The organism is Shinella sp. HZN7 (genome assembly GCF_001652565.1).
Taxonomy (GTDB): domain Bacteria; phylum Pseudomonadota; class Alphaproteobacteria; order Rhizobiales; family Rhizobiaceae; genus Shinella; species Shinella granuli.
In genome coordinates this window covers 2035578-2059476 of the sequence record NZ_CP015736.1, presented here as the reverse complement: position 1 = coordinate 2059476, position 23899 = coordinate 2035578, and the positions used below count along the sequence as shown (strand labels likewise).

18 protein-coding genes, 1 pseudogene and 1 riboswitch are annotated in these 23899 nt (G+C 66.9%); of the genes and pseudogenes, 13 read left to right on the top strand and 6 right to left on the bottom strand.

From position 1 onward, the window contains the following. Positions 1-125: 125 nt before the first annotated feature. On the bottom strand, positions 126-2054 hold the full coding sequence (locus shn_RS09940; RefSeq protein ID WP_084437901.1) for an LTA synthase family protein: 1929 nt from the start codon (positions 2052-2054) through the stop codon (positions 126-128). A 313-nt stretch (positions 2055-2367) separates the two neighbouring features. Between shn_RS09940 and shn_RS09935 the strand changes: the two genes are divergently transcribed. From shn_RS09935 to bluB, 4 genes are all read left to right on the top strand, one after another. Continuing rightward, positions 2368-4047: an NAD+ synthase gene (locus shn_RS09935; protein WP_064330254.1), complete on the top strand. Its 1680-nt coding sequence runs from the start codon at positions 2368-2370 to the stop codon at positions 4045-4047. A 3-nt stretch (positions 4048-4050) separates the two neighbouring features. Beyond that, positions 4051-4398, top strand: coding sequence for an ammonium transporter (locus tag shn_RS09930; protein WP_145925896.1), 348 nt, complete (start codon positions 4051-4053; stop codon positions 4396-4398). Between the two features lie 150 nt (positions 4399-4548). Then, a complete protein-coding gene (locus tag shn_RS09925) occupies positions 4549-6009 on the top strand; it encodes a diguanylate cyclase domain-containing protein (protein ID WP_064330252.1) in 1461 nt (486 codons plus the stop codon). A 131-nt stretch (positions 6010-6140) separates the two neighbouring features. Then, a riboswitch (cobalamin riboswitch) is annotated at positions 6141-6362 on the top strand. A 45-nt stretch (positions 6363-6407) separates the two neighbouring features. Beyond that, positions 6408-7100: a 5,6-dimethylbenzimidazole synthase gene (bluB, locus tag shn_RS09920; protein WP_064330251.1), complete on the top strand. Its 693-nt coding sequence runs from the start codon at positions 6408-6410 to the stop codon at positions 7098-7100. Here bluB and shn_RS09915 read toward each other — a convergent pair. Continuing rightward, entirely contained in the window at positions 7093-8199 is a 1107-nt protein-coding gene (locus shn_RS09915; protein ID WP_168168903.1) for a DUF2865 domain-containing protein, read from the bottom strand. The two genes, bluB and shn_RS09915, sit on opposite strands and share 8 nt — an antisense overlap. 267 nt (positions 8200-8466) lie before the next feature. Here shn_RS09915 and shn_RS09910 point away from each other — a divergent pair, with 267 nt between their 5' ends. Together shn_RS09910 and shn_RS09905 are read left to right on the top strand one after the other, a co-directional pair. Next, positions 8467-9528 carry a phytanoyl-CoA dioxygenase family protein gene (locus shn_RS09910; RefSeq protein ID WP_064330250.1) on the top strand — a complete coding sequence of 354 codons (1062 nt, stop codon included), beginning with the start codon at positions 8467-8469 and terminating at the stop codon, positions 9526-9528. A 151-nt stretch (positions 9529-9679) separates the two neighbouring features. Further along, positions 9680-11268: pseudogene (locus tag shn_RS09905) on the top strand (ABC-F family ATP-binding cassette domain-containing protein). A 32-nt stretch (positions 11269-11300) separates the two neighbouring features. Here the strand turns inward: shn_RS09905 and shn_RS09900 are convergent. After that, positions 11301-12008, bottom strand: a complete 708-nt coding sequence (locus tag shn_RS09900; protein WP_064330249.1) for a glutathione S-transferase family protein — start codon at positions 12006-12008, stop codon at positions 11301-11303. Between the two features lie 110 nt (positions 12009-12118). Between shn_RS09900 and shn_RS09895 the strand changes: the two genes are divergently transcribed. Further along, complete coding sequence (locus shn_RS09895) at positions 12119-12481, top strand: helix-turn-helix domain-containing protein (protein WP_064330248.1); 363 nt, start codon at positions 12119-12121, stop codon at positions 12479-12481. Between the two features lie 117 nt (positions 12482-12598). Here the strand turns inward: shn_RS09895 and shn_RS09890 are convergent, their stop codons facing one another. Continuing rightward, on the bottom strand, positions 12599-14911 hold the full coding sequence (locus shn_RS09890; RefSeq protein WP_064332520.1) for an NADP-dependent malic enzyme: 2313 nt from the start codon (positions 14909-14911) through the stop codon (positions 12599-12601). Between the two features lie 234 nt (positions 14912-15145). Between shn_RS09890 and shn_RS09885 the strand changes: the two genes are divergently transcribed. Both shn_RS09885 and shn_RS09880 read left to right on the top strand, forming a co-directional pair. Next, positions 15146-15982 carry a UDP-2,3-diacylglucosamine diphosphatase gene (locus shn_RS09885; RefSeq protein ID WP_064330247.1) on the top strand — a complete coding sequence of 279 codons (837 nt, stop codon included), beginning with the start codon at positions 15146-15148 and terminating at the stop codon, positions 15980-15982. 209 nt (positions 15983-16191) lie between these two features. After that, complete coding sequence (locus tag shn_RS09880) at positions 16192-17409, top strand: MFS transporter (protein WP_064330246.1); 1218 nt, start codon at positions 16192-16194, stop codon at positions 17407-17409. On the opposite strand, the gene dgcA is transcribed toward shn_RS09880, so the two are convergent. Further along, positions 17379-18362, bottom strand: a complete 984-nt coding sequence (gene dgcA, locus shn_RS09875) for an N-acetyl-D-Glu racemase DgcA (protein ID WP_064330245.1) — start codon at positions 18360-18362, stop codon at positions 17379-17381. The two genes, shn_RS09880 and dgcA, sit on opposite strands and share 31 nt — an antisense overlap. A 97-nt stretch (positions 18363-18459) precedes the next feature. Between dgcA and shn_RS09870 the strand changes: the two genes are divergently transcribed. From shn_RS09870 to shn_RS09855, 4 genes are all read left to right on the top strand, one after another. Continuing rightward, positions 18460-19644 carry an ABC transporter permease gene (locus shn_RS09870; protein ID WP_084437892.1) on the top strand — a complete coding sequence of 395 codons (1185 nt, stop codon included), beginning with the start codon at positions 18460-18462 and terminating at the stop codon, positions 19642-19644. Between the two features lie 8 nt (positions 19645-19652). Further along, positions 19653-20438, top strand: a complete 786-nt coding sequence (locus shn_RS09865) for an ABC transporter ATP-binding protein (protein WP_064330243.1) — start codon at positions 19653-19655, stop codon at positions 20436-20438. Positions 20439-20498: 60 nt separating this feature from the next. Further along, positions 20499-21869 (top strand): MlaD family protein, encoded by a 1371-nt coding sequence (locus shn_RS09860; protein ID WP_064330242.1) that lies wholly within the window; start codon positions 20499-20501, stop codon positions 21867-21869. 149 nt (positions 21870-22018) lie between these two features. After that, positions 22019-22621, top strand: coding sequence for an ABC-type transport auxiliary lipoprotein family protein (locus tag shn_RS09855; protein WP_168168950.1), 603 nt, complete (start codon positions 22019-22021; stop codon positions 22619-22621). A 229-nt stretch (positions 22622-22850) separates the two neighbouring features. Here the strand turns inward: shn_RS09855 and shn_RS09850 are convergent, their stop codons facing one another. Continuing rightward, positions 22851-23822: a Tim44 domain-containing protein gene (locus tag shn_RS09850; RefSeq protein ID WP_168168902.1), complete on the bottom strand. Its 972-nt coding sequence runs from the start codon at positions 23820-23822 to the stop codon at positions 22851-22853. Positions 23823-23899: the final 77 nt, after the last annotated feature.

Below are 23899 nucleotides of genomic sequence, written 5' to 3'. Positions count from 1 at the left end.
GATTTTCTTGAAAACATGCAACCGTTGATCTTTGCCCGGTTGTCATTTCCTCCGGCGCTGCGCCATCGGCTCGGCAGGCTCCGACAGGGGAGCCGGAACCCGGGCGTGCTGTCGCTTCGGAAAAATCAGGAGCCCGCGGCCATCAGTTCCGCATGGGAATTGAAGAAGCGTTCCAGGCCGTACTGCTTGCCGAACATGATGTCGTGCTGCAGGAAGCGGAAGTCGCGCACCAGCGGATCGATCGTCTTCTTGCGCGCCCAGTCGGCCGTGCCGTTGCCCTTGGCGTCGATCAGCATGTAGCGGTCGATGACGCGCAGCCTGTCGTGCACCGCGCCGAGGAAGCCGGTGTAATAGGGATGCTCGAAGCCGGCTTCCTTGAGGACGTAGTAGGAGAGGAACGCCGGGCTGATCGTGCCGATCTCCTTTTGCGCGCCGGACTTGTTCGACCAGATGACGAGCGGGGTCTCGTGCTCCTTCTTCATCTGCTCGGGAGAGCCCTTGCGCGAGGCAGTGACGCCCTTCATGTAGCCGGAATTCTTGTAGACCGTGTTGAGCGGCGGAAGGTGGTCGCCGAAGACGACGATGATCGTCTCGCGGTCGCGCGTCTTCGCCCAGTCCATTAGCATCTTCAGGCTGCTGTCGGCTTCCTTCACGCCCTGGGCGTAGCTCGCCAGCATGCGGTTGCTGCGGGCGTCGAGCTGGCCGTCGACATCGATGTCGGTCTTGGCGTAGCGGCCGTCGTCATAGGGGCCGTGACCCTGCAGCGTGACGGTGAAGAAGAAGAACGGGTCCTCCTGCATGTCCGCCTGGCGGATGAGCTCCCGCGTCAGCGCCTCGTCCGAGGTGAAGTTGCCGCGCTTTGCCAGCGGCGGCATCTTCTCGACGTCCTTGAAGGTCTCGAAGCCGAAGGCCTTGTAGACGCTCGTGCGGTTCCAGAACCAGCCGGAGAACGGGTGGATGGCGCGTGCCGTATAGCCTTCCGCCCGGAAGAAGGTGGCGAGCGAAGGGATCGGCTTGCGCACATATTGCTGGTAGGGGATCGAGCCCGTCGGCAGGAAGGCGTTGGAAAAGCCCGTCAGCGCCTCGAACTCGACATTGGCGGTGAGGCCGCCGAATTCCGGGGAGAAGACGCTGCCGCCCTGGTTCTCGCGGATGACGGGCATCGGGTCGGCCGAGAGCTTCACGGTTTCGAGGCGTGTCGGATCCCACAGCGATTCGCTCATGACGACGATGACATCGGGCTTGCTGCGATGGCTCGTGCCGGCCGGCACGGGCTTGGAGGGGATCTTGTCGATCGCGTCGATCATGTAGCCGGCGGGCGTCTGTACATTGGCCATCGGCAGGTTGATGGCGAAGGCCATGACGAAGCCGTTGTGACGATAGTTCTCCGCCTGGTCCCACATGATCGGGAAGATCTTCAGCCGGTCGCGGACCCAGGAGAACTGGTTGTAGTCCATGATGGACACGAAGCCGGCGAGAAGCGGCAGCGCGATGGCAAGCCGCGTCAGGCGTTCCTTCTTGGTCAGCGGCCGGAAACGGCGCCAGGCGAAGACCCAGAGACTGACGAGGCCGACGACGGAGGCGAGCACGGCGACCGCCATGAGGGCGGCCGTCCACGGGCGGTCCTGCACGAGAACGGGCATCAGCTCCAGGATCTGGCGGCCGAAGAGCAGGTCCGTCGGATAGAGCGGGTCGGTGAGGAAGACCTGCTTCTGCTGGGAGATCACGCCCATCAGCACGACGAGCGGCGAGACGAGCAGGACGGCCTTGTGCTGGCGGCCGATCAGGGCGTCGATGGCGAGATAGAGCAGGAAGAAGACGCCGGTCGTGGTCCAGGCCGGCCGGCCGAGGCTGGTGAAATAGATCCAAGTCTGGTCGAGCGAGCCGCGCGTGACGAGTTCGACGACGACGACGGTGAGGAGCGCGAGAAGCCCGGAAACGGCAAGCGAACGCAGGACGGCGAGCGCCTTGGCGTGGCGCGCGAAGAAGCCTGCCTCGACGGCGATCTCTTCGCTTGCATTGATCGCCACGGTGGCGGAGGTGAGCAGGGCCAAGGCCGTCTCCAGATTTCATGAAAGTTTCGTGTATCTGTCATACGGTTGTCATCTTGAACAGGAGATGAACGTTTTCTGCAACGTTCTTCCCCTGTTTTGGTTCCTGCGCCGCAGGGTCGCGGTGGCGCGTCGAACCCTTTGAAAACCGGACATTTCCGCCGAAAGCGCCGGCAAAGGTTCCGCCCTTCATTCCCAAAACGCCCGTCATGCTCTAAAGAGCTTGTCGACCGTTCGAGAGTGCGACAGCGACGCGCGGCCGCAGGCTCGGACACCAGCAGGAGATGGGTCCGCAGACATGACTTCCGATCAAGACATGACCTCCGATCAGGGCAGGGCGACGCTGCGCATCGCGGTTGCGCAATTGAACCCGACCGTCGGCGACGTCGCCGGCAACCTCGCCAAGGCGCGCGCCGCCCGCGAGGACGCCGCCCGGCAGGGCGCCGACCTTTTGCTGCTGACCGAACTCTTCATCTCCGGCTATCCGCCGGAAGACCTCGTGCTGAAGCCCGCCTTCCTGAAGGCCTGCCGGCGCGCCGTCGACGATCTTGCCGCTGACACCGCCAGGGGCGGTCCCGGCGTCATCGTCGGCTTTCCACGGCAGGACGAGACGGGGCGCTACAACGCCGTCGCCGTCATCGACGGTGGCAAGGTGATCGCGGTGCGCGACAAGGTGGACCTGCCGAACTATGGCGAATTCGACGAAAAGCGCGTCTTCGACCAGGGCGCGATGCCTGGTCCCGTCAATTTCCGTGGCGTGCGCCTCGGCATCCCGATCTGCGAGGACATCTGGGGCGAGCTTGGCGTCTGCGAGACGCTGGCCGAGAGCGGCGCGGAAATCCTGCTGTCGCCGAACGGCTCGCCCTATTATCGCGGCAAGGTCGACATCCGCCACCAGGTCGCCCTGAAGCAGGTCATCGAGACCGGCCTGCCGCTGCTCTACGCCAACCAGCTCGGCGGCCAGGACGAGCTGGTCTTCGACGGCGCCAGCTTCGCCTTCAACGCCGACAAGTCGCTCGCCTTCCAGATGAGCCAGTTCGAGGAGACGGTCGCGCTCACCACCTGGAAGAAGCGTGCGGACGGCTGGATCTGCGACGGCGGGCCGACGTCGCGCATTCCCGAGAAGGAGGAGGCGGACTACCGCGCCTGCCTGCTCGGCTTCCGCGACTACGTCAACAAGAACGGCTTCAAGAACGTCGTGCTCGGCCTGTCCGGCGGCATCGATTCGGCGATCTGCGCGGCGATCGCCGTCGACGCGCTCGGCGAGGAGCGGGTGCGCTGCATCATGATGCCCTACCGCTATACGTCGAAGGATTCGCTGAAGGACGCGGCCGATTGCGCCCGGCTGCTCGGCTGCCGCTACGACATCGTGCCGATCGAGGCGCCGGTGACCGGCTTCCTCTCCTCGCTTTCGGAGCTCTTCGAAGGCACCGAGGAAGGCATCACCGAGGAGAACCTCCAGAGCCGCGCGCGCGGAACCATCCTCATGGCGGTCTCCAACAAGTTCGGCTCGATGGTCGTCACGACCGGCAACAAGTCGGAAATGTCGGTCGGCTATGCGACGCTCTACGGCGACATGAACGGCGGCTTCAACCCGATCAAGGACCTCTACAAGATGCAGGTCTACGCCATTTCGCGCTGGCGCAACGCGCATGTGCCGCCGGGCGCGCTCGGGCCGACGGGGGAGGTGATCCCGCAGAACATCATCGACAAGGCGCCGTCCGCGGAGCTGCGCCCCAACCAGACCGACCAGGATTCGCTGCCGCCCTATCCGGTGCTCGACGACATCCTCGAATGCCTGGTGGAGCTGGAGATGAGTACCGAGGAGATCGTCGCCCGCGGGCACGACGCGGCGACGGTGCACCGGGTCGAGCACCTGCTCTACATCGCCGAATACAAGCGCCGCCAGTCCGCCCCGGGCGTGAAGATCACCAGGAAGAATTTCGGCCGCGACCGGCGCTACCCGATCACCAACCGCTATCGCGACCGGGGGTAGGGCGTGGACGGGCCTGCCGACGCGCCGGCCGCTCGCCCGGCCTTCACCGAGGAGGAAATGCGGCTGATCCGGCTGTGGTCGCTGAGCGACCTTTCGGCCGGACGGCAGCTTTCGGCGCAGATCGCCTATTTCGCGACGCCGGCGGTTTTCGGCCTCTACGGCCTTGCCACCGGCGGCTTCGTCGTCCTCGGCGTCGCCTTCCTCTGCATCCTGCTCCTCCTCGCCTGGGGTTTCGTCACCACCTGGCGCGACCAGCGCGATCTCGTGCTGATGCAGTCGATCTGCCGGAAACTCTCGGCGGGCGAGGAGACGGAGCCGGCGGGCTTCCCAGATCCGGCCAGCCGGAGTTAAGTTTTCGCTCACCAGCCCGCTTAAGCGAATTTTGCCGTCTCTCAACTAGCCTTCGTTCAACAAAGCCGGGAAAACCGGCGGGGGACAGGCAGGGAAACGATGACGGGCAAGGCACAAGGGGGCCGCGCGAGGCGGCGACGCGGAGTTGGTTTGGCGATCCGGACGGCGGCGGTGATGATCGTCCTCCTGTTCGGCGTCGCGAATTATCTCGTCCTCGACTATGCGATCGAGCGGGCCGACAGTTTTGTCGCCGAGACCGAGCGCACGCTGGTGCGCAACGAGTTCGGCCACCAGATCGACCAGGTGGTGCAGTATCAGAGCCAGTTGTCCTTCTGGGACAAGACCTTCGCCGAACTGAAGGACGGCATGCCGGGCGATGTCTTCGTAAGGGACCATATCCGCGACTGGATGTGGGCCGATTTCGGTTTCTCCTGGATGATCTTCACCACGCCGGGCGGCGAGAAGGTGCTCGGCGTCCATCGCGGCGAGAAGGTCTCCGAACGCAAGGCGCGCGAAAAGCTGCATTGGGTGAGCGACCTTACCCTCAAGGCCGAGCGCGCCTACCGCGAGGCGCTGTCGCCCGATCGCGGCGGCTGGCAGGTCAAGGGCGCCAAGGAGGATCCCGATCTCCTGACGCCGGCGCTGCCGGAAATCCATGTCTCGGGCATGCGCCTCATCGACCGGGTCATGAGCATCGTCGTCGTGCAGGCCGTCATTCCGAAGTCGCTCTACGTTCCCGCCAGCCGGATGCAGCCGACGCTGCTGATCACCGTCAAGCCCGTTTCGCAGAAGATGCTGGCCAATACCGAGCGGCGGCTCGGCGTGCACGATCTCGGCTTCACGCCCATCGTGACGCAGGAGCCGGGGCTGGTGATGACGCCGGTCGGCGCGGACAGCTACAATCCGATGGTCGCCTCCTGGCGGCCGAACATGCCGGGCACCTTCGTGTGGAAATCGGCGCTGCCGCAGATCGCGATGTTCGTGCTGGTCTTCGCCGGCGTCATGCTCTTCGTCACGCTGCGCTTTTCCGCGCTCGTCAAGGCGCTGCAGCGCAGCGAGGCGCAGAACGCCTTCCTCGCGCGGCACGATCCGCTGACGGGGCTGAAGAACCGCAGCGGTTTCGACGAGGAGGTGCGCCGCGCCGTCCGCAAGGGCGAGAACCAGCCCTTCTCGATCCTCGCGCTCGACCTCGACCGGTTCAAGGCCGTCAACGACCGGCACGGCCATGCGGCAGGCGATGCGGTGCTGCAGGCCGTCGCCCGGCGCTTTTCCGAGCGCATCGGCACGCTCGGCTCGGTCGCGCGTCTCGGCGGCGACGAGTTTTCCGTGCTGCTCACCGGCGCCTTCAGCCGGGAGGCGCTCCTCGAACTCGCCGAGGGCCTCGTGCGCGATGCGCAAGTTCCGATCGCCCATGACGGGCAGTTGCTGGCCATCGGCGGCAGCGCGGGCATCGCCCAGTTCCCCGACCACGGCGGCAGCCTGCATGACGTGATGGTGATGGCGGATGCGGCGCTCTATGCGGCCAAGAATGGCGGTCGCAACCGCGCCGTCCATGCCGGCGACATGGGCAGCGAGGCGGTGGCCGAGGCCGGCGCGGCGCGCGCCGCTTGAGGCCGCTCGCACCCGCCTGTGCCGAAATTCCCCAGCGCCCTGTTTCCATAGGCTTTCCGGCAAGGCCTGTCTGGGGCGCAGACGCGCCGGCTTGCGGCGCGCGCGGGGCTTGATCGCGCCCGCGCGCCGTGCGCATATCCTTCGCGTCAGGTGCCCGCTTCGGCGGGAGAATCGGGAATCCGGTGCGGGCGGAAGGCCCAGGTCCGGAACGTGCCCAACGCTGTGACGGGGATGGTCTGCGCCATGAAAGCCTGAATCGATTCAGGCTTTTGCCACTGGTTTTTCAACCGGGAAGGCAGGTGCAGGCCGCGTGACCCGAAGTCAGAAGACCGGCCTGGCACGATAGACCGAACCGCGCGGACGGCGGCAGGTTGTGACGCATTGTTGGGGAGATGACGATGCGAAGCGAACCCTTGGACCCTCTGGTCCGGGCGGGCGCCTTTTCCCGTGAGGAAAGGCAGGCCGTCTACCGTGCCATCGAAACGCGCCGCGACGTGCGCGACCAGTTCCTGCCCGATCCCCTGCCGGACGATCTCGTCGGCCGCCTGCTGCAGGCTGCCCACAACGCCCCGTCCGTCGGCTTCATGCAGCCGTGGAACTTCCTGCTGGTGCGCGGCGTAGAGACACGGCGGGCGGTGCATGCGGCCTTCCTGAAGGCCAATGCCGAGGCGGCGGCGATGTTCGAAGGCGAGCGGCAGGCGCAGTATCGCGCTCTGAAGCTCGAGGGCATCCTGAAGGCGCCGCTGTCGATCTGCATCACCTGCGATCCGACCCGCGGCGGCGGCGTGGTGCTCGGGCGCACGCACAATCCGCGCATGGACGTCTATTCCACGGTCTGCGCCGTGCAGAACCTGTGGCTGGCGGCGCGGGCGGAAGGCGTGGGCGTCGGCTGGGTCAGCATCTTCCACGACAGCGACATCCGTTCGATCCTCAGCATCCCCGGGCATGTCGAGATCGTCGCCTGGCTCTGCGTCGGCTTCGTCGACCGGCTCTATGGCGAGCCGGAACTGGCGGTGAAGGGATGGCGGCAGCGCCTGCCGCTGGAAGAGCTGGTGTTCGAGGAGCGCTGGCCGGGGGAGGGCGTCAGTTGACGCCGGCATCCACCGGGCGGCCGAGGTCGATGGCGGATTCGTTGGCCGGCAGGAAGACCGGGCCGACCGTGCGCACCTTGCTGCTGGCCGGGTCGTAGTCGCGTTCCTCGACCTTCGCCGGCAGCTTGACCGGGGTCTCTTCCTTCTTCGGCAGGGTGCGGATGGTGGTGATCGAGCCGGTCTCCGCGTCGTCTCCCGCGCCGGCGCGCGCCGTTTCGCCCTCGCCCTTCAGCGCCTTCTCGCGCTTGATCATCTCCTGGTAATAGGCCGTAAGATTGCAGCCGCAGGTGCCGGGCTTGGAGAGGTCGCGCGTGCGGTAGGAGAAGGCGTTCGGCATCTCGTAATAGGGCCGGCCGGTGACGGTGGAGGTCATCTGCTCGGTTTCCTGGCCGCTGGTCATCGACTGGTAGAACAGTTCCGTCTCGGTCTGCGGGCACATCATCGCGCAGACCTTCTGGTCGCGCCGGAAGTCGAGCGGCGTCGCGCCCGACGAGATGGGGAAGAAGCCGCCGTCGCAGGTGCGCACGCAGACGGTGCGCAGGTTGCCGTGGCCGTTGCTGCCGCCGAGCGAGCGCAATTGCAGCCGCCCGCTGCCTTCCGGCGCGGTGCCGAGCGGCAGGGTGCGCTTTTCGTCGAGCGCGCGCAGCGTCTCGGTCGCCGCGACCGGCATGACCCTCGCCTCGTCGCCGCAGCCGTTGTTCTTGAGCAGGGCGGTGAGGCGGTTGCGCTTGCCCTGCGAGGACGTGCCACCGGCAAATTCGCGCCGCTTCCTGTCGAGGATGTCGAGGTTGCGCTCCATCTTGCCGATGACCGTGGCGAGCGTGTCGCAGGCCTCGGCATTCGCGCCGCCGATGACGAGGATGCTGCCGCTCGAGCAGCCGAGGCGGCGCTGGTCGCTCCGGGCCTTGCGAAGCTGGATGTTCTGGCGGGCGATGGCGCCGGCATATTTGCGGGCGCTTGCGGTATCGACAACCACCTTGGGCAGGTTGGCAAGCTCCGCCTGCAGCCGCTCGCACACGCCCGCCGCCGCCGTGCCGCCCGAAAACGTGAGCGTCAGCCCGGTCGCAATGGCAAGGAGGAGGCGGACAGGCCCTTTCAAATCATCGATCCCGTGAATGTGGATGGGCCGCGATCCGGCCGCATGTGCAGCCCATATCATAGGCCGTGGCGGGGGAAGCGCAACGTGCTCCCGGATTTGTGATTAACGCCGGGCACAAAATATGAGTTGCGTATTCATCTTTTTGGCCGTGCCCCGCAATTGATCTCCCCTGGGCCTTGGTGTAGCACTCTCGGCAAACTCAACAGCCGGTCTGCGCCCTTGCCGCGCACCGCCCCGGGCGGAACCGGCCCTTGCAGGCAGGTACTCATGCGGATTTCCTCCATCTTGCTCAGCCCCTGGTACGCGCTCCAGCTCGCGTCCGGCGCAAAGTCCTTCGCGGACAATCCCATCATCGGCAGCAAATGGCTGAACCGGAAGGGCCTGCACGAAAAGCGCGTCTCGCTCGCCATGCGCATGGCCGCCTGGCGCCGCAGGAAGCTGGAGAACCTCGTCGCCCCGGAATACCGCCGGCAATATGCCGAGAACGGCTTCGTGAAGATCGAGAACTTCCTGTCCCCGGAGGTCTTCGAGGCGGTCACCCGCGAGATCGCCGAACGGGATTTCGAGCGCTACGACATGCTGCAGGGCGACACCGTCACGCGCCGCGCGATCATCGACGACAGCGACCTCGAAAGCCTGCCGGGCTTCAAGGCGGCGCGCAACGACCCGCGCATCACCAATCTCCTGCGCTACGTCTCGTCCCATGCCGGCCAGCCGCTGCTCGTCGTGCAGGTGGTGATGGCGCTGCCGTCCGTCGTCACGCAGGGCTCGACCGATCCGCAGACCGCGCTGCACAGCGACACGTTCCAGCCGACGGCCAAGGCCTGGCTCTTCCTGCGCGATGTCGGCGAAGAGGACGGTCCGTTCGCCTATGTGCCGGGCTCGCACGAGATGACGCCGCAGCGCCTCGCCTGGGAGCGCCGCATCAGCGAGAATGCCGATGCGATCGAGAACAAGTATTCCGCGCGCGGCTCGCTGCGCATCATGCCGGACGAGCTGACGGCGCTGGGCTACGGCCAGCCGGTCAAGATGACGGTGAAGGCGAACACCTTGATCGTCGCCGACACGCACGGCTTCCATGCCCGCAGCCCGAGCTACAAGACGACGACGCGCATCGAGATCTACGGCTCGCTGCGCCGCAATCCCTTCCTGCCGTTCACCGGCCTGCACATCGCCTCGCTGCCCTTCATCGCCTCCGGCATGAACCGGCTGATCATCTCGGCCATGGGGCTGCGCGGCAAACTCGGCCTCAAGGGCTCGCCCTGGAAGGATGCCGGCAGGGGCAAGGCCGATGAGTGGTCGAAGCGGCTGAAACAGCCCTCGGCCTGAGCCTCAAGACAGGACGAAGCGGTCGCCGCCCTTGCAACGCGGCCGGTCCGTCCCTAGATTTCCGGCAACGCAATGCCGACCGGATGGTGCACCATGGATTTCAACCCGACCGCAAACCGACTTCGTTTTGTCCTCGGGGAAATCCGTATCCATGCCGCATTCCATTACCCTTTCGAAAATCCGGTGGTCCACGCCTGACGGCCACACCCTCCTTTCCGATCTCGACCTGACCTTCGGCGCCGAGCGCGCCGGCCTCATCGGCCGCAACGGCGTCGGCAAGACGACGCTGCTGAAGCTCGTCACCGGCGCGCTGGTGCCGCAGGCCGGCAGCGTCACCGTGAACGGCACGCTCGGGCTCCTGCGCCAGAGCGTGCAGATCAGCCCGCAGGAAACCGTCGCCAGCCTGTTCGGCATCGTCGAGGCGCTCGACCTGCTTTCCCGCGCCGCGCGCGGGGAGGCGGATGCCGACGCCCTTGCCGATGCGGACTGGACGCTGGAGGCGCGGCTTGCCGCCGCGCTTGCCCGCGTCGGGCTGGAGGCGGAGCCGCAGACGCCGCTTGCCGCCCTTTCCGGCGGACAGCGCACCCGCGCGGCGCTTGCCGCCCTCATCTTCCGCGAGCCCGACTTCCTGCTGCTCGACGAGCCGACGAACAATCTCGACCGGGACGGGCAGCAGGCGGTCATCGACCTGCTCGCCGGCTGGCGGGCGGGGCGATCGTCGTCAGCCACGACCGCGCGCTGCTGGAGACCATGGATGCCATCGTGGAGCTGACGACGCTCGGCGCGACCCGCTATGGCGGCAACTGGAGCGCCTATCGCGAACGCAAGATGCTGGAGCTTGCCGCCGCCCATCGCGACCTTGCGGATGCGGAAAAACATGCCGCCGAGGTGGCGCGCACCATGCAGGTCGTCGCCGAGCGCAAGGCGCGCAAGGACAGCGCCGGCCGCCGCAAGCGGGCGCGCGGCGACATTCCGCGCATCATGCTGGGCGCCATGAAGGAGCGCAGCGAACTGACGGGCGGCGCCAATGCGCGGCTGGCGGAAAACCGGCAGGCGCAGGCGGGCGAGGCGGTGGCGGCGGCGCGCGAGCGCATCGAGATCCTCCAGCCGCTGACCGTCGCCGTGCCGCCGACGCATCTGGCCGCCGGCAGGACGGTGCTCCGGATCGACGGCGTCACCGCCGGGTACCGGGCGGATCACCCGGTCATCCGCGACCTGTCCTTCACCATGACCGGGCCGGAGCGGGTGGCCGTGACGGGGCCGAACGGTTCTGGCAAGACGACCTTGCTGGCGCTCGTCACCGGCGCGCTCGCCCCCTGGCAGGGCAGCGTGCGGCTCCTTGCGGACGCCGCCATGCTCGACCAGAAGGTGAGCCTGCTCGACCCGGTCCTGTCGATCCGCGACAATTTTCGCCGGATCAATCCCGAGGCCGGCGAGAATGCCTGCCGGGCGGCGCTGGCGCGGTTCATGTTCCGCGCGGATGCCGCCCTGCAGGTCACCGGCAGCCTTTCGGGCGGGCAGCTCCTGCGCGCCGGCCTTGCCTGCGTGCTCGGCGGAGCCACGCCGCCGGCGCTGCTGATCCTCGACGAGCCGACGAACCATCTGGACATCGATTCGATCGAGGCGGTGGAGGCGGGGCTGCGGGCCTATGACGGCGCGCTCCTCGTCGTCAGCCACGACGAGGCGTTTCTTGCGGCGATCGGCATGACGCGCCGGCTGGCGCTTTCGGCGGGACAATAGGGAGGCCGGGCTTGCCGCCCGGCCTTTCGTCTTCAAGCCTTGCCGTAGCGCGCGATGACCTCGGCAAGCGGCACATGGCCCTTGAAGGCGCCCGCGCCGGCCGGCGTCTCGCCGCTTTCCAGCGCGGTGGCGAACACGACGGCAGGGTCGGCCTCCAGCCGGCCGCGGATGGCCGCGATGCGGGGCCAGCGGCTCGCCGGGGCGACCGCGTGGTAATCGAGCCACCGGGCGACGCCGATGAGCACGCCGTCCGCCAGCGTCGGCCGGTCGCCGGCAAGGTAAGGCGTGTCCCCGAGCATCGCCTCCAGCTTGTCGTGCCGCTCGATGACGCCCTTGCGGCCCCAGCGGCGGAGCGAATCCTCCAGCACCGGGTCCGGCGTCTCCAGTTCGAGCGCCGCCCAGAGCGGGCTGAAGGCGCCGGTGAAGCCGGTGTTGATATAGGCCATGAGCTGGACCATGCGGTCGGCCTCCGGCGTTGCGGGATCGAAGCTGACGCGCCGTTCCGTGTCGCGTGCGGCGATCCAGTGGGCGATGGCCATGGTCTCGGTGATCACCCGGCCGTCATCGGTGACGAGGGCGGGCGTTTCGTGCCGGGCGTTGAGGCGGGCATAGGAAGGGTCGCGCATTTCGCCCAGCATGTCGACGCGGCAGAGGCGATAGGGCTTTCCCAGCCATTCCAGCGCGGCGACGAGGCCCATGGAGCTTCCGGCGGGGAAGCCGTAGACGAGGATCGGTTCCAATGTTCTTCTCCGTGATTTCTGTTGACCACGCTGCGCAGCGACACTGGACCTAAGCCTTGCCGGCCCCCATGTAAATTACGCACATTTTTGTCACCACGCCGGAGCCCGCCATGAAGGATCTCGTTTCCCGTTGCCCGATCGAGGAGGTCATGCAGGTGCTGAGCGGCCGCTGGCCGACCCTGCTGATCTACTACCTGAAGGACGGCACGAAGCGCTTCAGCGACCTCAGGCGCGACAACCCGACCGTCTCGCACCGCATCCTGACGCTGGAACTGCGCAAGCTGGAAAAGGCCGGCATCGTGCGGCGGACGGTGTTCGACGGCTATCCGCTGCGGGTCGAATACGACCTCACGCCATCCGGCCTGACGCTGCTGCCGCTGGTCGATGCGCTCGGCGACTGGTGGGAGGCGCGGGATGCCAGGCGCCCGGCGCCGCAAATGAAGACGGCCGCCGAGGCGGCGGCCGTTTCGTAAGGCTAGAGCATTTCCGCTTTTCTTCGAATCGCGAAAACGATCTATCTGTTTGTTTTTACGCAATTCCGGACGCAAAACCGCTACGCACTTTTGCTGGAATTGCTCTAGGATGACCGGTCAGGCCGGGTTGGAGGCTTCCACCACGGCAAGCGCGGCCATGTTCACCACGCCGCGCGAGGTGACCGACGGCGAGAGGATATGGGCGGGCATGGCGGCGCCGAGCAGGATCGGGCCGACATGCAGGCTGTCCGTCATGGTCTTGACCACGCCGAGCGTGATGTTGGCGGCGTCGAGATTGGGGAAGACCAGGAGGTTGGCCTCGCCGGACAGCGTCGAGTTCGGCATGACGCGCTGGCGCAGGGCCTCGGAGATCGCGGCATCGCCGTGCATTTCGCCGTCCGCCTCCAGCGTCGGGTCCATCTCGTGCACCATCTCCATGGCGCGGCGCATCTTGAAGGCGCTGTCGGAATCGCGCGAGCCGAAGTTCGAATGGGAGACGAGGGCGGCGCGGGGCGTGATGCCGAAGCGGCGGATCTCCTGCGCGGCCATCACCGTCATCTGTGCCACTTCCTCGGCCGTCGGGTCGAAGGTGACATAGGTGTCGGTGAAGAAGGTGGCGCCACGCTGCGAGATCAGCAGGCTGAGCGCGGAGAAGTCGAGCACGCCCTCCTTCTTGCCGATGATCTGGCTGACATCGCGCAGGTGCTTGGCATAACGCCCCTCGACGCCGCAGATCAGCGCATCGGCCTCGCCACGCTTGAGGGCGAGCGCGCCGATGACCGTCTGGTTGGTGCGCACGATGGTGCGCGCGGCTTCCGGAATGACGCCGCGGCGGCCGACGATGCGGAAATAGTCGTCGACATAGTCGCGGTAGCGCGGATCGTCCTCGGGGTTCACCACCTCGAAGTCCGCCTGCGGGCGGATGCGCAGGCCGTAGCGCTTGAGGCGCGTTTCGATGATCTGCGGGCGGCCGATGAGGATCGGCTTGGCGATGTCCTCCTCCAGCAGCACCTGGGCGGCGCGCAGCACGCGCTCGTCCTCGCCTTCGGCAAAGATCACGCGCTTCTTGGCGGCGTTCTTCGCGGCGGCGAAGATCGGCTTCATGATGAAGCCCGAGCGCCAGACGAAGCGGTTGAGCTGGTCGAGATAGGCGTCGAAATCGGTGATCGGGCGCGTCGCCACGCCGGTTTCGGCGGCCGCGCGCGCGACGGCCGGCGCGATGCGCAGGATGAGGCGCTGGTCGAAGGGCGAGGGGATGAGGTAGTTCGGCCCGAAGCTCGGTGTTTCGCCGGAATAGGCGCGGGCGGCGACGTCGGACACTTCCTCGCGGGCGAGGGAGGCGATGGCGCGCACGGCGGCCATCTTCATCTCCTCGTTGATCGTGCGCGCGCCGCAATCGAGCGCGCCGCGGAAGATGTAGGGGAAGCAGAGGACGTTGTTGACCTGGTTGGGGAAGTCGGAGCGGCCGGTGCAGATCATCGCGTCCGGGCGGGCGGCGCGCGCCTCCTCGGGCATGATCTCCGGCGTCGGGTTGGCGAGCGCCATGATCAGCGGCTTTTCCGCCATGCGGGCGAGCAGTTCCGGCTTCAGCACGCCGGCGGCCGAAAGGCCGAGGAAGACGTCGGCGTCGTCGATGGTCTCGGAGAGCTGGCGCTTGTCCGTCTCCTGCGCATAGACGCTCTTCCACTGGTCCATCAGGGCCTCGCGGCCCTTGTAGACCACGCCTTCGATGTCGTGCACCCAGATGTTCTCGACCTTCGCGCCGAGCGAGACGAGCTGGTTGAGGCAGGCGAGCGCGGCCGCGCCCGCGCCCGAGGCGACGATCTTGGCGTCCGACAGCGCCTTGCCGGCGAGCTCCAGGCCGTTGAGGACCGCGGCGGCGACGATGATCGCCGTGCCGTGCTGGTCGTCGTGGAAGACGGGGATGTCCATCTTCTCGCGCAACTGGCGCTCCACCTCGAAACATTCCGGCGCCTTGATGTCTTCGAGGTTGATGCCGCCGAAGGTCGGCTCCAGCGCGGAGACGACGCTGACCATCTCGTCGACGGTCGGGGCGTCGATCTCGATGTCGAAGACGTCGATGCCGGCGAACTTCTTGAAGAGCACCGCCTTGCCCTCCATCACGGGCTTGGAGGCGAGCGGGCCGATATTGCCGAGGCCGAGCACGGCCGTGCCGTTGGAGACGACGGCGACGAGGTTGGCGCGGGCCGTGTAGTCGGCGGCGGTCTGCGGATCGTCGCGGATGGCGATGCAGGGGGCGGCGACACCCGGCGAATAGGCGAGCGCCAGGTCGCGCTGGTTGCCGAGCGGCTTGGTCGGGTTGATCTCGAGCTTGCCGGGGCGGGGGTGGCGGTGGAAGAAGAGGGCCTGCTGGTCGATGTCGCCGCTTGCCGGACCGTCCTGCGTCCGCGATTTGTCACCCGTGCTCATGATGCTCCCTGCCATATGCTGTTTTCGTTGCGGCCCTTCGCTCTGCGAAACGCCGCGACGTGAGGTTTTCCGAGTCTTCCATAAAGCCGCAATCAGCGGCCTGTGCAATGCCTATTTGCCGTCGAAAAAGGCATAGGTGTGTCATCAATCTGAAACAGGAGTCTGGTTTTCAACGGGATGAAAGCCGCCCTTTCCGACGACCACCGCGGCGGCCGGCCACCCGGAGAAAGACGCATGACTGCGACCCTTGCCGACCCCAATGTCCGCCACTTCCGCACGCTGTTCATCTCGGACGTGCATCTGGGATCGAAGGCGGCCAAGGCGGACTTCCTGATCGACTTCCTGCGGCATCATGAAGCCGAGACGATCGTGCTCGTCGGCGACATCGTCGACGGCTGGCGCCTGAAGCGCAACTGGTACTGGCCGCAGGCCTTCAACGACGTCACGCAGAAGCTCCTGCGCAAGGCGCGCAAGGGCACGCGCATCATCTACATTCCCGGCAACCACGACGAATTCCTGCGCGACTTTCCCGGCACCCATTTCGGCGGTGTGGAAGTGGCCGACCGCATCATCCACGAGGCGGCAGACGGCAAGCGCTACCTCGTGCTGCATGGCGACGAGTTCGACGTCGTCGTGCGCCATGCCCGCGTCGTCGCCTATCTCGGCGACTGGGCCTATGACGCGGCCATCGCCATCAACGTCGTCTTCGCCGCCATCCGCCGCCGGCTCGGCCTGCCGTACTGGTCCTTCTCCTCCTGGGCCAAGCAGCAGGTGAAGACGGCGGTGAACTTCATCGGCGAGTTCCAGAAGGTCGTCGTCGACGAGGCGCGGCGCCATGATGCCGACGGCGTGATCTGCGGCCACATCCACCATGCCGTCATCACCGAGATCGACGGCATCCGCTACATCAACAGCGGCGACTGGGTGGAAAGCTGCACGGCGATCGCCGAGCACCATGACGGCGAGATGGAACTGATCACCTGGCAGAAGCTCGCGGCCAACCCCGCCGAGGTGGTTCCGGTCTCGCGCCGGATGCTGGCGATCGAGACCCGGGAGCCGGAGGCCGCCTGAGCCTGCCGCGCAGAGTGCACGGCGGTTTTGCGGCAACGACACGGGCAACAGGCAGGGAGCCGGCGCGCAAGGTGCGAAGCTGAAAGATCGCGATGCGCTTAGCCGGCTTTCACAAATCCGGCATTCCCGCCGGCGGGCAGAAATAGCGGATTGGCGTACGTACATCGGCATGATAGAGCGGATGGCGTTCCAATGCAGGTTCCCCGCCAATGAATGCCCCCTCCGGTTTTACCGTGACCGCCGGCGCGCCGCCGTTCTTTGCCGCGCGCATCGCTCTCGTCTTCTGCGCGCCGATGATGGTCAACGGCATTGCCCTGCCGTTCTTTCCGGTCTGGCTGGAAACGCTGTCGATGAGCGATTTCCAGATCGGCATCGTCCTCGCCGTGCCGATGTTCGTGCGCGTCTTCACGGCGCCCGTGGCCGGCATCATCGCGGACCGGATCGGCGAGCGTTCCATCGTGCTGCTCTGGTCGGCGCTGCTGTCGCTTCTGACGGCGCTCGCGCTCTTTGCGACCGGGTCCTTCTGGCCGGTGCTGCTGCTCTATACGCTGCAGGGCGCGGTCTATTCGCCCTATGTGCCGATCACCGAGGCGATCATGCTGTCCGGCGTGCGGCGCTGGAATTTCGACTATGGCAAGATGCGCCTCTGGGGCTCGCTCGCCTTCATCGTCGCGACGATGATCGGCGGCTGGCTCGCCGGCCTCTACGGCGGCGCCATGGTGCTGCCGGCCATGGCCGTCGCCTTCGTGCTGACCGTGCTCGGCGCGGTGATCGCGCCGCGGATCGGCAAGCCGCGCCGCCCGTCGCCGATCGCGGCGATCGCCACCATGCCGACGAAGAGCACGCTGCGGCAGGCGGATGTGCAGCTCATGCTGATCGGCGTCTCGCTCGTCAATGCGAGCCACGCCATGCTGTTCGCCTTCTCGGCGATCTACTGGCAGAAGATGGGGTTCAGCGGCGTGGACGTCGGCATCCTGTGGAGCGCCGGCGTGCTGGCCGAAGTGGTCTTCTTCCTCTTCGCCGTCCAGTTGCGGCGGCGCTTCGATCTCTGGTCCATGATGATGGTCGGCGGCGCCGTGGCGGTCGGCCGCTGGGTTCTCTTTCCGATGGACATGTCCTTCGCCGGCTATTTCGCGCTGCAATGTCTGCACGCCTTCACCTATGCGCTCATCCATATGAGCGCGCAGAGCCGGCTCGTGGAGCGCGTGGCGGAGGAGCAGGAGGCGGCCGCGCAGGGGCTCTATTTCTTCTATACCGGCGTCTTCACCGCGCTCGCCACCTTCGTTTCGGGCTATGCCTATAGCTGGTACGGCGTCCAGGGCTTCTACCTGATGTCGCTCGTCGCCGCGGCCGGCCTCCTCTCGGTCATTGCCGGGCGCGTCGTCGCGCCGCGCGCTCAGCCCCAGAGCGCGGCGTCCGGCGGATAGACGGTCGAGCCTTCGTAGCGGAGGCCCGGCTCCCGGTCGCGGGCAAGCAGCAGGGGGCCGTCGAGATCGACGAAATCGGCGCCCTGCGCGAGCAGCACGGCCGGCGCCATGCCGAGCGACGTGCCGACCATGCAGCCCACCATGATCTTCAGCCCGTGCTCCTTCGCCGCCTCGCGTAGCGCCAGCGCCTCCGTCAGCCCGCCGGCCTTGTCGAGCTTGATGTTGATCGCGTCGTAGCGGTCGATGAGGCTCTTGACGTCCTGCGTGCGGTGCACGCTCTCGTCGGCGCAGATCGGGACGGGGCGGGCAAGGTCGCGCAGCGCCGAATCGTTTCCGGCCGGAAGCGGCTGCTCGACGAGGGCGATGCGCGCCTCGGCGCACAGGGCGAGGTGATGGGCGAGGTTTTCCGGCGTCCAGCCCTCGTTGGCATCGAGGATGATGGCGCTTTCCGGCGCGCCGGCGCGCACCGCGCGGATGCGGGCGGCATCGTCCGCCGTGCCGACCTTGACCTTGAGCAGGGGCCGGCCCGCCTCCTGCGCCGCCTGCCGCTGCATCGCCTCGGGCTCGCCGAGGGAGAGCGTGTAGGCGGTGACGAGCTCCTGCGGCGGCGCGGCGTTGATCACCTGCCAGGTCGGCACGCCGGACAGCTTCGCTTCGAGGTCCCACAGCGCGCAGTCGATGGCGTTGCGCGCCGCGCCCGCGGGCATGATCCGCGCCAGTTCCTCGCGGCCCATGCCATCCTCCACGGCGCCGCGCATGTCCTCGATGGCGGCAAGCACGCCGGCGACCGATTCGCCGTAGCGCGCATAGGGAACGCATTCGCCGCGTCCGGAAAGGCCGGAGCCCTTGATCGTGCAGGTGACCACCTCGGCCGTCGTCTTGGCGCCGCGGGAAATGGTGAATGTGCCGGCAATCGGGAAGCTTTCGGCGGTGGCGAGCATTGTGCGGCGCATGGGACTGATCCTGGCAGGCTTGAAAAAATCGCGGCGGGAAGGGGCTTTTGCGGGTTCGTTCGGTGACAGACGGGCGGCGAGCCGGTAAGACAGGCGCATGTTGTCCCAAGCACGGGAAGATGCAAGAGACTTGACCGGCGCCCGTTCCCCCCTCGACATCGCGATCGAAAAGCTGCCCGGCAAGGACGGGGAGGTCTGGCGCCTTTCCGGCGAATGGGTGAACACGACCGCGGTTGCCGCGAGCAAGCGGCTTGCGGATATCGGCCGCGGGCAGGGCGGCGCCCTGGAAATCGACCTCGGCGGCGTTACAGCCATGGATACGGCCGGCGCCTGGCTGCTGCGCCGGGCCATCACCGAGCGGCAGGGCGGCGGCGGCGCGGTGAGCCTCACCGACCGCGAGGGCACGCACTATGCCGACCTGATTTCGGCATTGCCGGAAAAGCTTGCCGAGCCGCGCGATGAGGGCGGCGGGAAAGGCACGCTGTTCGAGCGCATCTTCGAGCCCGTCGGCCGCACCGTGGTGGATATCTGGGAGGATGCGGTCGCCGCCATGTTCATCCTCGGCTCGGCGGTGCGCGGGGCCCAGTTGAAGCTTGGCCGCCGCAGCGGCGTGTCGCCCTCGGCGATCGTGCACCAGATCGACCATATGGGCGTGCGCGCCGTGCCGATCATCCTGCTGATGTCCTTCCTCATCGGCGCGATCATCGCCCAGCAGGGCGCCTTCCAGCTACGCTATTTCGGCGCCGAGGTTTTCGTCGTCGACCTCGTCGGCATCCTCCAGTTGCGCGAGGTCGGCGTGCTGCTCACCGCCATCATGATCGCCGGCCGCTCGGGCAGCGCGATCACGGCCGAGATCGGCTCGATGAAGATGCGCGAGGAGATCGACGCGCTGAAGGTCATGGGCCTCAGCCCCATCGGCGTGCTCGTCTTCCCGCGGCTCGTGGCGCTGACGGTCGCGCTGCCGCTGCTCACCATCATCGCCAACTTCGCCGCCCTCGGCGGGGCCGCCTTCGTCGCCTGGTCCTATTCCGGCATTACTTTCGACACCTTCCTGTCGCGCCTTCGCGAGGCGATCGACCTGTCGACCGTGGTGTCCGGCATGATCAAGGCGCCGTTCATGGCGCTGATCATCGGCATCGTCGCCTCGGTGGAGGGGCTGAAGGTCGGCGGCAGCGCCGAATCGCTCGGCCGCCACGTCACCGCCGCCGTGGTGAAGTCCATCTTCGTCGTCATTCTCGTCGATGGGCTCTTCGCCATGTTCTACGCCGCGATCGATTTCTGAGGACATCCATGGAGCAGGTTTCGGCAAAGGCGGATGACGTGATGCTCTCGGTCAAGGACCTGACCGTCGGCTTCGGCAGCAACATCGTGCTCGACAAGCTCAATCTTGACATCTACCGCGGCGAGATCCTCGGCTTCGTCGGCGCCTCCGGCACGGGCAAGTCGGTGCTGATGCGCACGGTGCTGCGCCTCTTGCGCCGCCGCTCGGGTACGATCCGCATCTTCGGCTTGGATTTCGACAAGGCGAGCGAGGCGGAGCGCCTGGCGCTCGACATGAAGCTCGGCGTGCTCTTCCAGCATGGCGCGCTGTTCTCCTCGCTGACGGTCAAGGAGAACATCCAGGTGCCGATGCGCGAATATCTCGACCTGCCGCAGGCGATGATGGACGAGCTGGCGCGGCTGAAGATCGAGCTGGTGGGCCTCGCCCCGGAGGCGGCGAACAAATATCCGTCCGAGCTTTCGGGCGGCATGATCAAGCGTGCGGCGCTGGCCCGCGCGCTGGCGCTCGACCCGGCCCTCGTCTTCCTCGACGAGCCGACCTCGGGCCTCGACCCCATCGGTGCGGCGGAATTCGACGAGCTGATCGCCAAACTGCGCGACACCCTCGGATTGACCGTGTATATGGTGACTCACGACCTCGACAGCCTGTTTTCGGTTTGCGATCGCATCGCCGTTCTCGGGCAGAAGAAGGTCATGGTCGAAGGCACGATCGAGGACATGCTGGCCTTTGACGATCCCTGGGTGCAGTCCTATTTCCGGGGCAAGCGCGCGCGATCGATCGTGCGGAAAACGTGAGGACGTGTCCGGGGCCGGCAGGCCCTGGCGGATGGAACTGCGAGCAGGATAGCCCGAAGCATGGAAACCAAAGCCAATTACGCCCTCGTCGGTTTCTTCACCGTCCTCGTCATGGCTGCCGCCTTCGTCTTCGTCTACTGGATGTCGCAATATGGCCGTGGCGGCGAGATGGCGCAGCTTGCGATCCGCATTCCCGGTTCGGCGAACGGCCTCAGCATCGGCTCGCCCGTGCGCTTCAATGGCATTCCGGTCGGCTCCGTGCGCAGCCTTGCCATCGATGCCGACGACCCGCGCTTCTCCGTCGCCATGACGGAGGTCTCGACCAGCGCGCCGGTCAAGCAGAGCACGACCGCGGTCCTTGAAGTGCAGGGCCTGACGGGGGCGGCCTATATCGAGCTTTCCGGCGGCAGCGCGGGCGATCCGAACATCCTGCGCCAGGCCGTCGACAACGAGGTTCCGGCCGTGCTGCAGGCGGAACAGTCGAGCGTGACGAACATCCTGTCCACCGCCGACAAGATCCTGAAGCGCGCCGATGCCGCGATCACCGACATCCAGGGCTTCGTCGCCGATGCGCGCGGCCCGCTGACGACGACGATCCAGAATGCCGAGCAGTTCTCCGGCGCGCTCGCCCGCAACGGCGAGAAGGTGGATCAATTCCTGCAGAGCGTCGGGGGGCTTTCGGAGACCTTCCGCAATCTTTCCGGCCAGCTCGATTCGACGCTCGCCTCGGTCGACGCGCTGATCAAGGCGGTCGACCCGAAGAAGGTCGAGGATTTCGTCGGCAATGTCGACAAGGTCAGCAGGGATATCGCCGATGCCTCCGGCGACATCAAGGCGACCGTCGAAGGCTTCCGCAAGACGGCGGAGACCTTCGATACCTTCGGCAAGCAGGCGACGGTGACGCTCGACAAGGTCGACAGCCTCGTCGCCGCGGTCGATACGCAGAAGGTCGGCGGCGCGATCGACGACATTTCGGTCGCGACCGCCGATGCCCGCAAGGCCATCGCCTCCGTCACCGGCGTCGCCAACCGCATCGGTGCGCGGGAGGAGGATATCGACCAGATCATCACCGACGTGCAGCAGATGAGCAACAAGCTGAACGCGGCCTCCACGCGCGTCGACGGCGTGCTCGCCAAGCTCGACGGCTTCCTCGGCGAGGGGGATTCCGAATCGCTCTTCGCCGAAGCCAAGGCGACGCTGCAATCGATCAAGCAGGCGGCCGACACGCTGAACGGCCGGATCGGGCCGATCGCCGACGGGCTGCAGCGATTCTCCGGCTCGGGCCTGCGCGATGTCGAGGCGCTGGTGCTCGACACGCGCCGCACTATCCAGAATCTCGACAGCGCGATCTCCGGTTTCGAGCGCAACCCGCAACGCCTGCTCTTCGGCGGGGAGACGGTCAAGCAGTATGACGGCCGCAACCGGCGCTGATCCGGCCGCAAGGTGTGGCCCTATCCCCACAACTGCCAACCGCTGGTGGTTCATGGCAGATTTGTCCGTCCGCGCGGCGGTGACAGCATGCCGTACCGCTGCTACACAGGCCGGTACACGGGTTTGAGGGCGACATGACGGGTTCGGGTATGGGTTTGTTGCGGAACGGGACTGCGGCGCGCGCCGCGCTCGTTGCCGTTCTGGCGACAATGCTCGCCGCCTGCGGCAGCACGCAGGCCAGGAACGATACGTTCGCGCTCACCTCCGTCGCCACCGCCGACGGTCCTTCGGTCAGGAGCCGGCAGATCCTCGTGCCGCAGCCCTCGGCGCTGAAGGCGCTCGACGGCGAGCAGATCGTCATCCGCCCATCCGCCTCCGAAATCCAGTATCTCGCGGGCGCGCAGTGGAGCGACAGCCTGAGCAAGATGGTGCAGGCCAAGCTCGTGCAGGCCTTCGAGAACACCGGCCGCCTCGGCGGCGTCGGCATGCCGGGGCAGGGCCTCGCGATCGACTACCAGATCGTCACCGACATCCGCGCCTTCGAGGTGCAGACGGCCGGTGCCGATGCGGCGGTGGTGGAGATCTCCGCAAAGCTGCTCAACGACCGCAACGGCACGGTGCGGGCGCAGAAGGTGTTTCGCGCGACGGTTCCGGTCGGCGGAACCGGCAACCCGGCCTTCGTGAGGGCGCTCGACGCGGCCTTCGCCGCGGTCACGGCCGATATCGTCGGCTGGACGCTCGGCACGATCTGATTTTCTTGATGCGTTCGGTTGGTGATGCGGGGGGTGCTAAAGCCCCTCATCCCGCTGCCGCGACCTTCTCCCCGCAGGCGGGGAGAAGGGGCAAGTGGCATGGCTTTCCAAATCAGCGCGACGTCATTTGTTTGGGGAAACCCACAAGGCGCTCCCCTTCGCCCCGCTTGCGGGGAGAAGGTGCCGGCAGGCGGATGAGGGGCCGCACGTCGACGCGCAGCCCGTCCCGTCAGGCGTTCTCGACGCCCTGGATGGCCGAGACCTTCCAGTCGCTGCCGTTGCGGCGCACGAAGGTCCAGATCTCGACGGCTTCCGTCAGGTTGTCCGGATCGCCGGAAACGAGCGCGCCGGTCGCGCGGTCGCGCATCACGTCGATGCTCTCGTAGCGCATGGCGACGGTGGCGTATTCGTCGGCGCCTTCACGCCAGGCCTCGGCAATGTCGCCCTGCACGAGATGGATGTCGCGCACCTCGTTCTTCAGGCCCTGGGTGGCGTTGTCGCCGAGCTCCTCGGCGAGATAGGACATCGCCTCCGGCGTGGTGATCTGGCGCAGCGTGCGGAAATCCTCTGCCGCATAGGCTGCCTGCAGCTCCTTCAGCATGCTCTCGAACTGTTCGAGGTCGGCCTGCTTGATGCCGATCTCGTCGCCGCCCTTCGGCTGCGGCGTGGCCTGGCGGCTGCCGCCGCCGATGCTCGGGATCTTGAAGTCCGGGCCGTTGTTCGGCGCGGCGTTGCGGGCATGGGCGGCGCCGGCATAGGCGGGCGCGTTCTTCTGCGCGAACATGCGGCGCAGGAACAGGAAGAGGCCGGCGATCAGCAGCACCTGCAGGATCAGGCCGAGGAAGCCGATGCCGCCGCCGAGGCCCTGGCCGAGCAGCATGCCGACGAGGCCGCCGAGCATCAGGCCGCCGAGCAGCGTGCCGCCGAATCCGCCGAAGAGGCCGGGGCGCGGATTGGTGGCCGTGGCGTTGCGGCCGGCGGAGGGCTGGGCCGACTGCTGGCGCGTCATGGTGCGGTCGATCGGCTGGGCATCCGTCGGTGCGGTGCGCGTCGTCGAGGGCGTCGAGAAGGTGCGGCTGCCGCGGCTGCCGAAACCGCCGCCGGCGCGGCGGGCCTCCGCCACGTCCACCACCGTCATCATCACCATCACCGCGACCGCAAGCGTCGCCAGAATGCGTCCAAAGCCTTGTATAAAGATCATTTCCGTCTCTCTTCCCATGCGCCTTGTGGCGCGACGGACCGCATATAGCGGCTGGCGGCCCGGATTTTAAGGTTGTG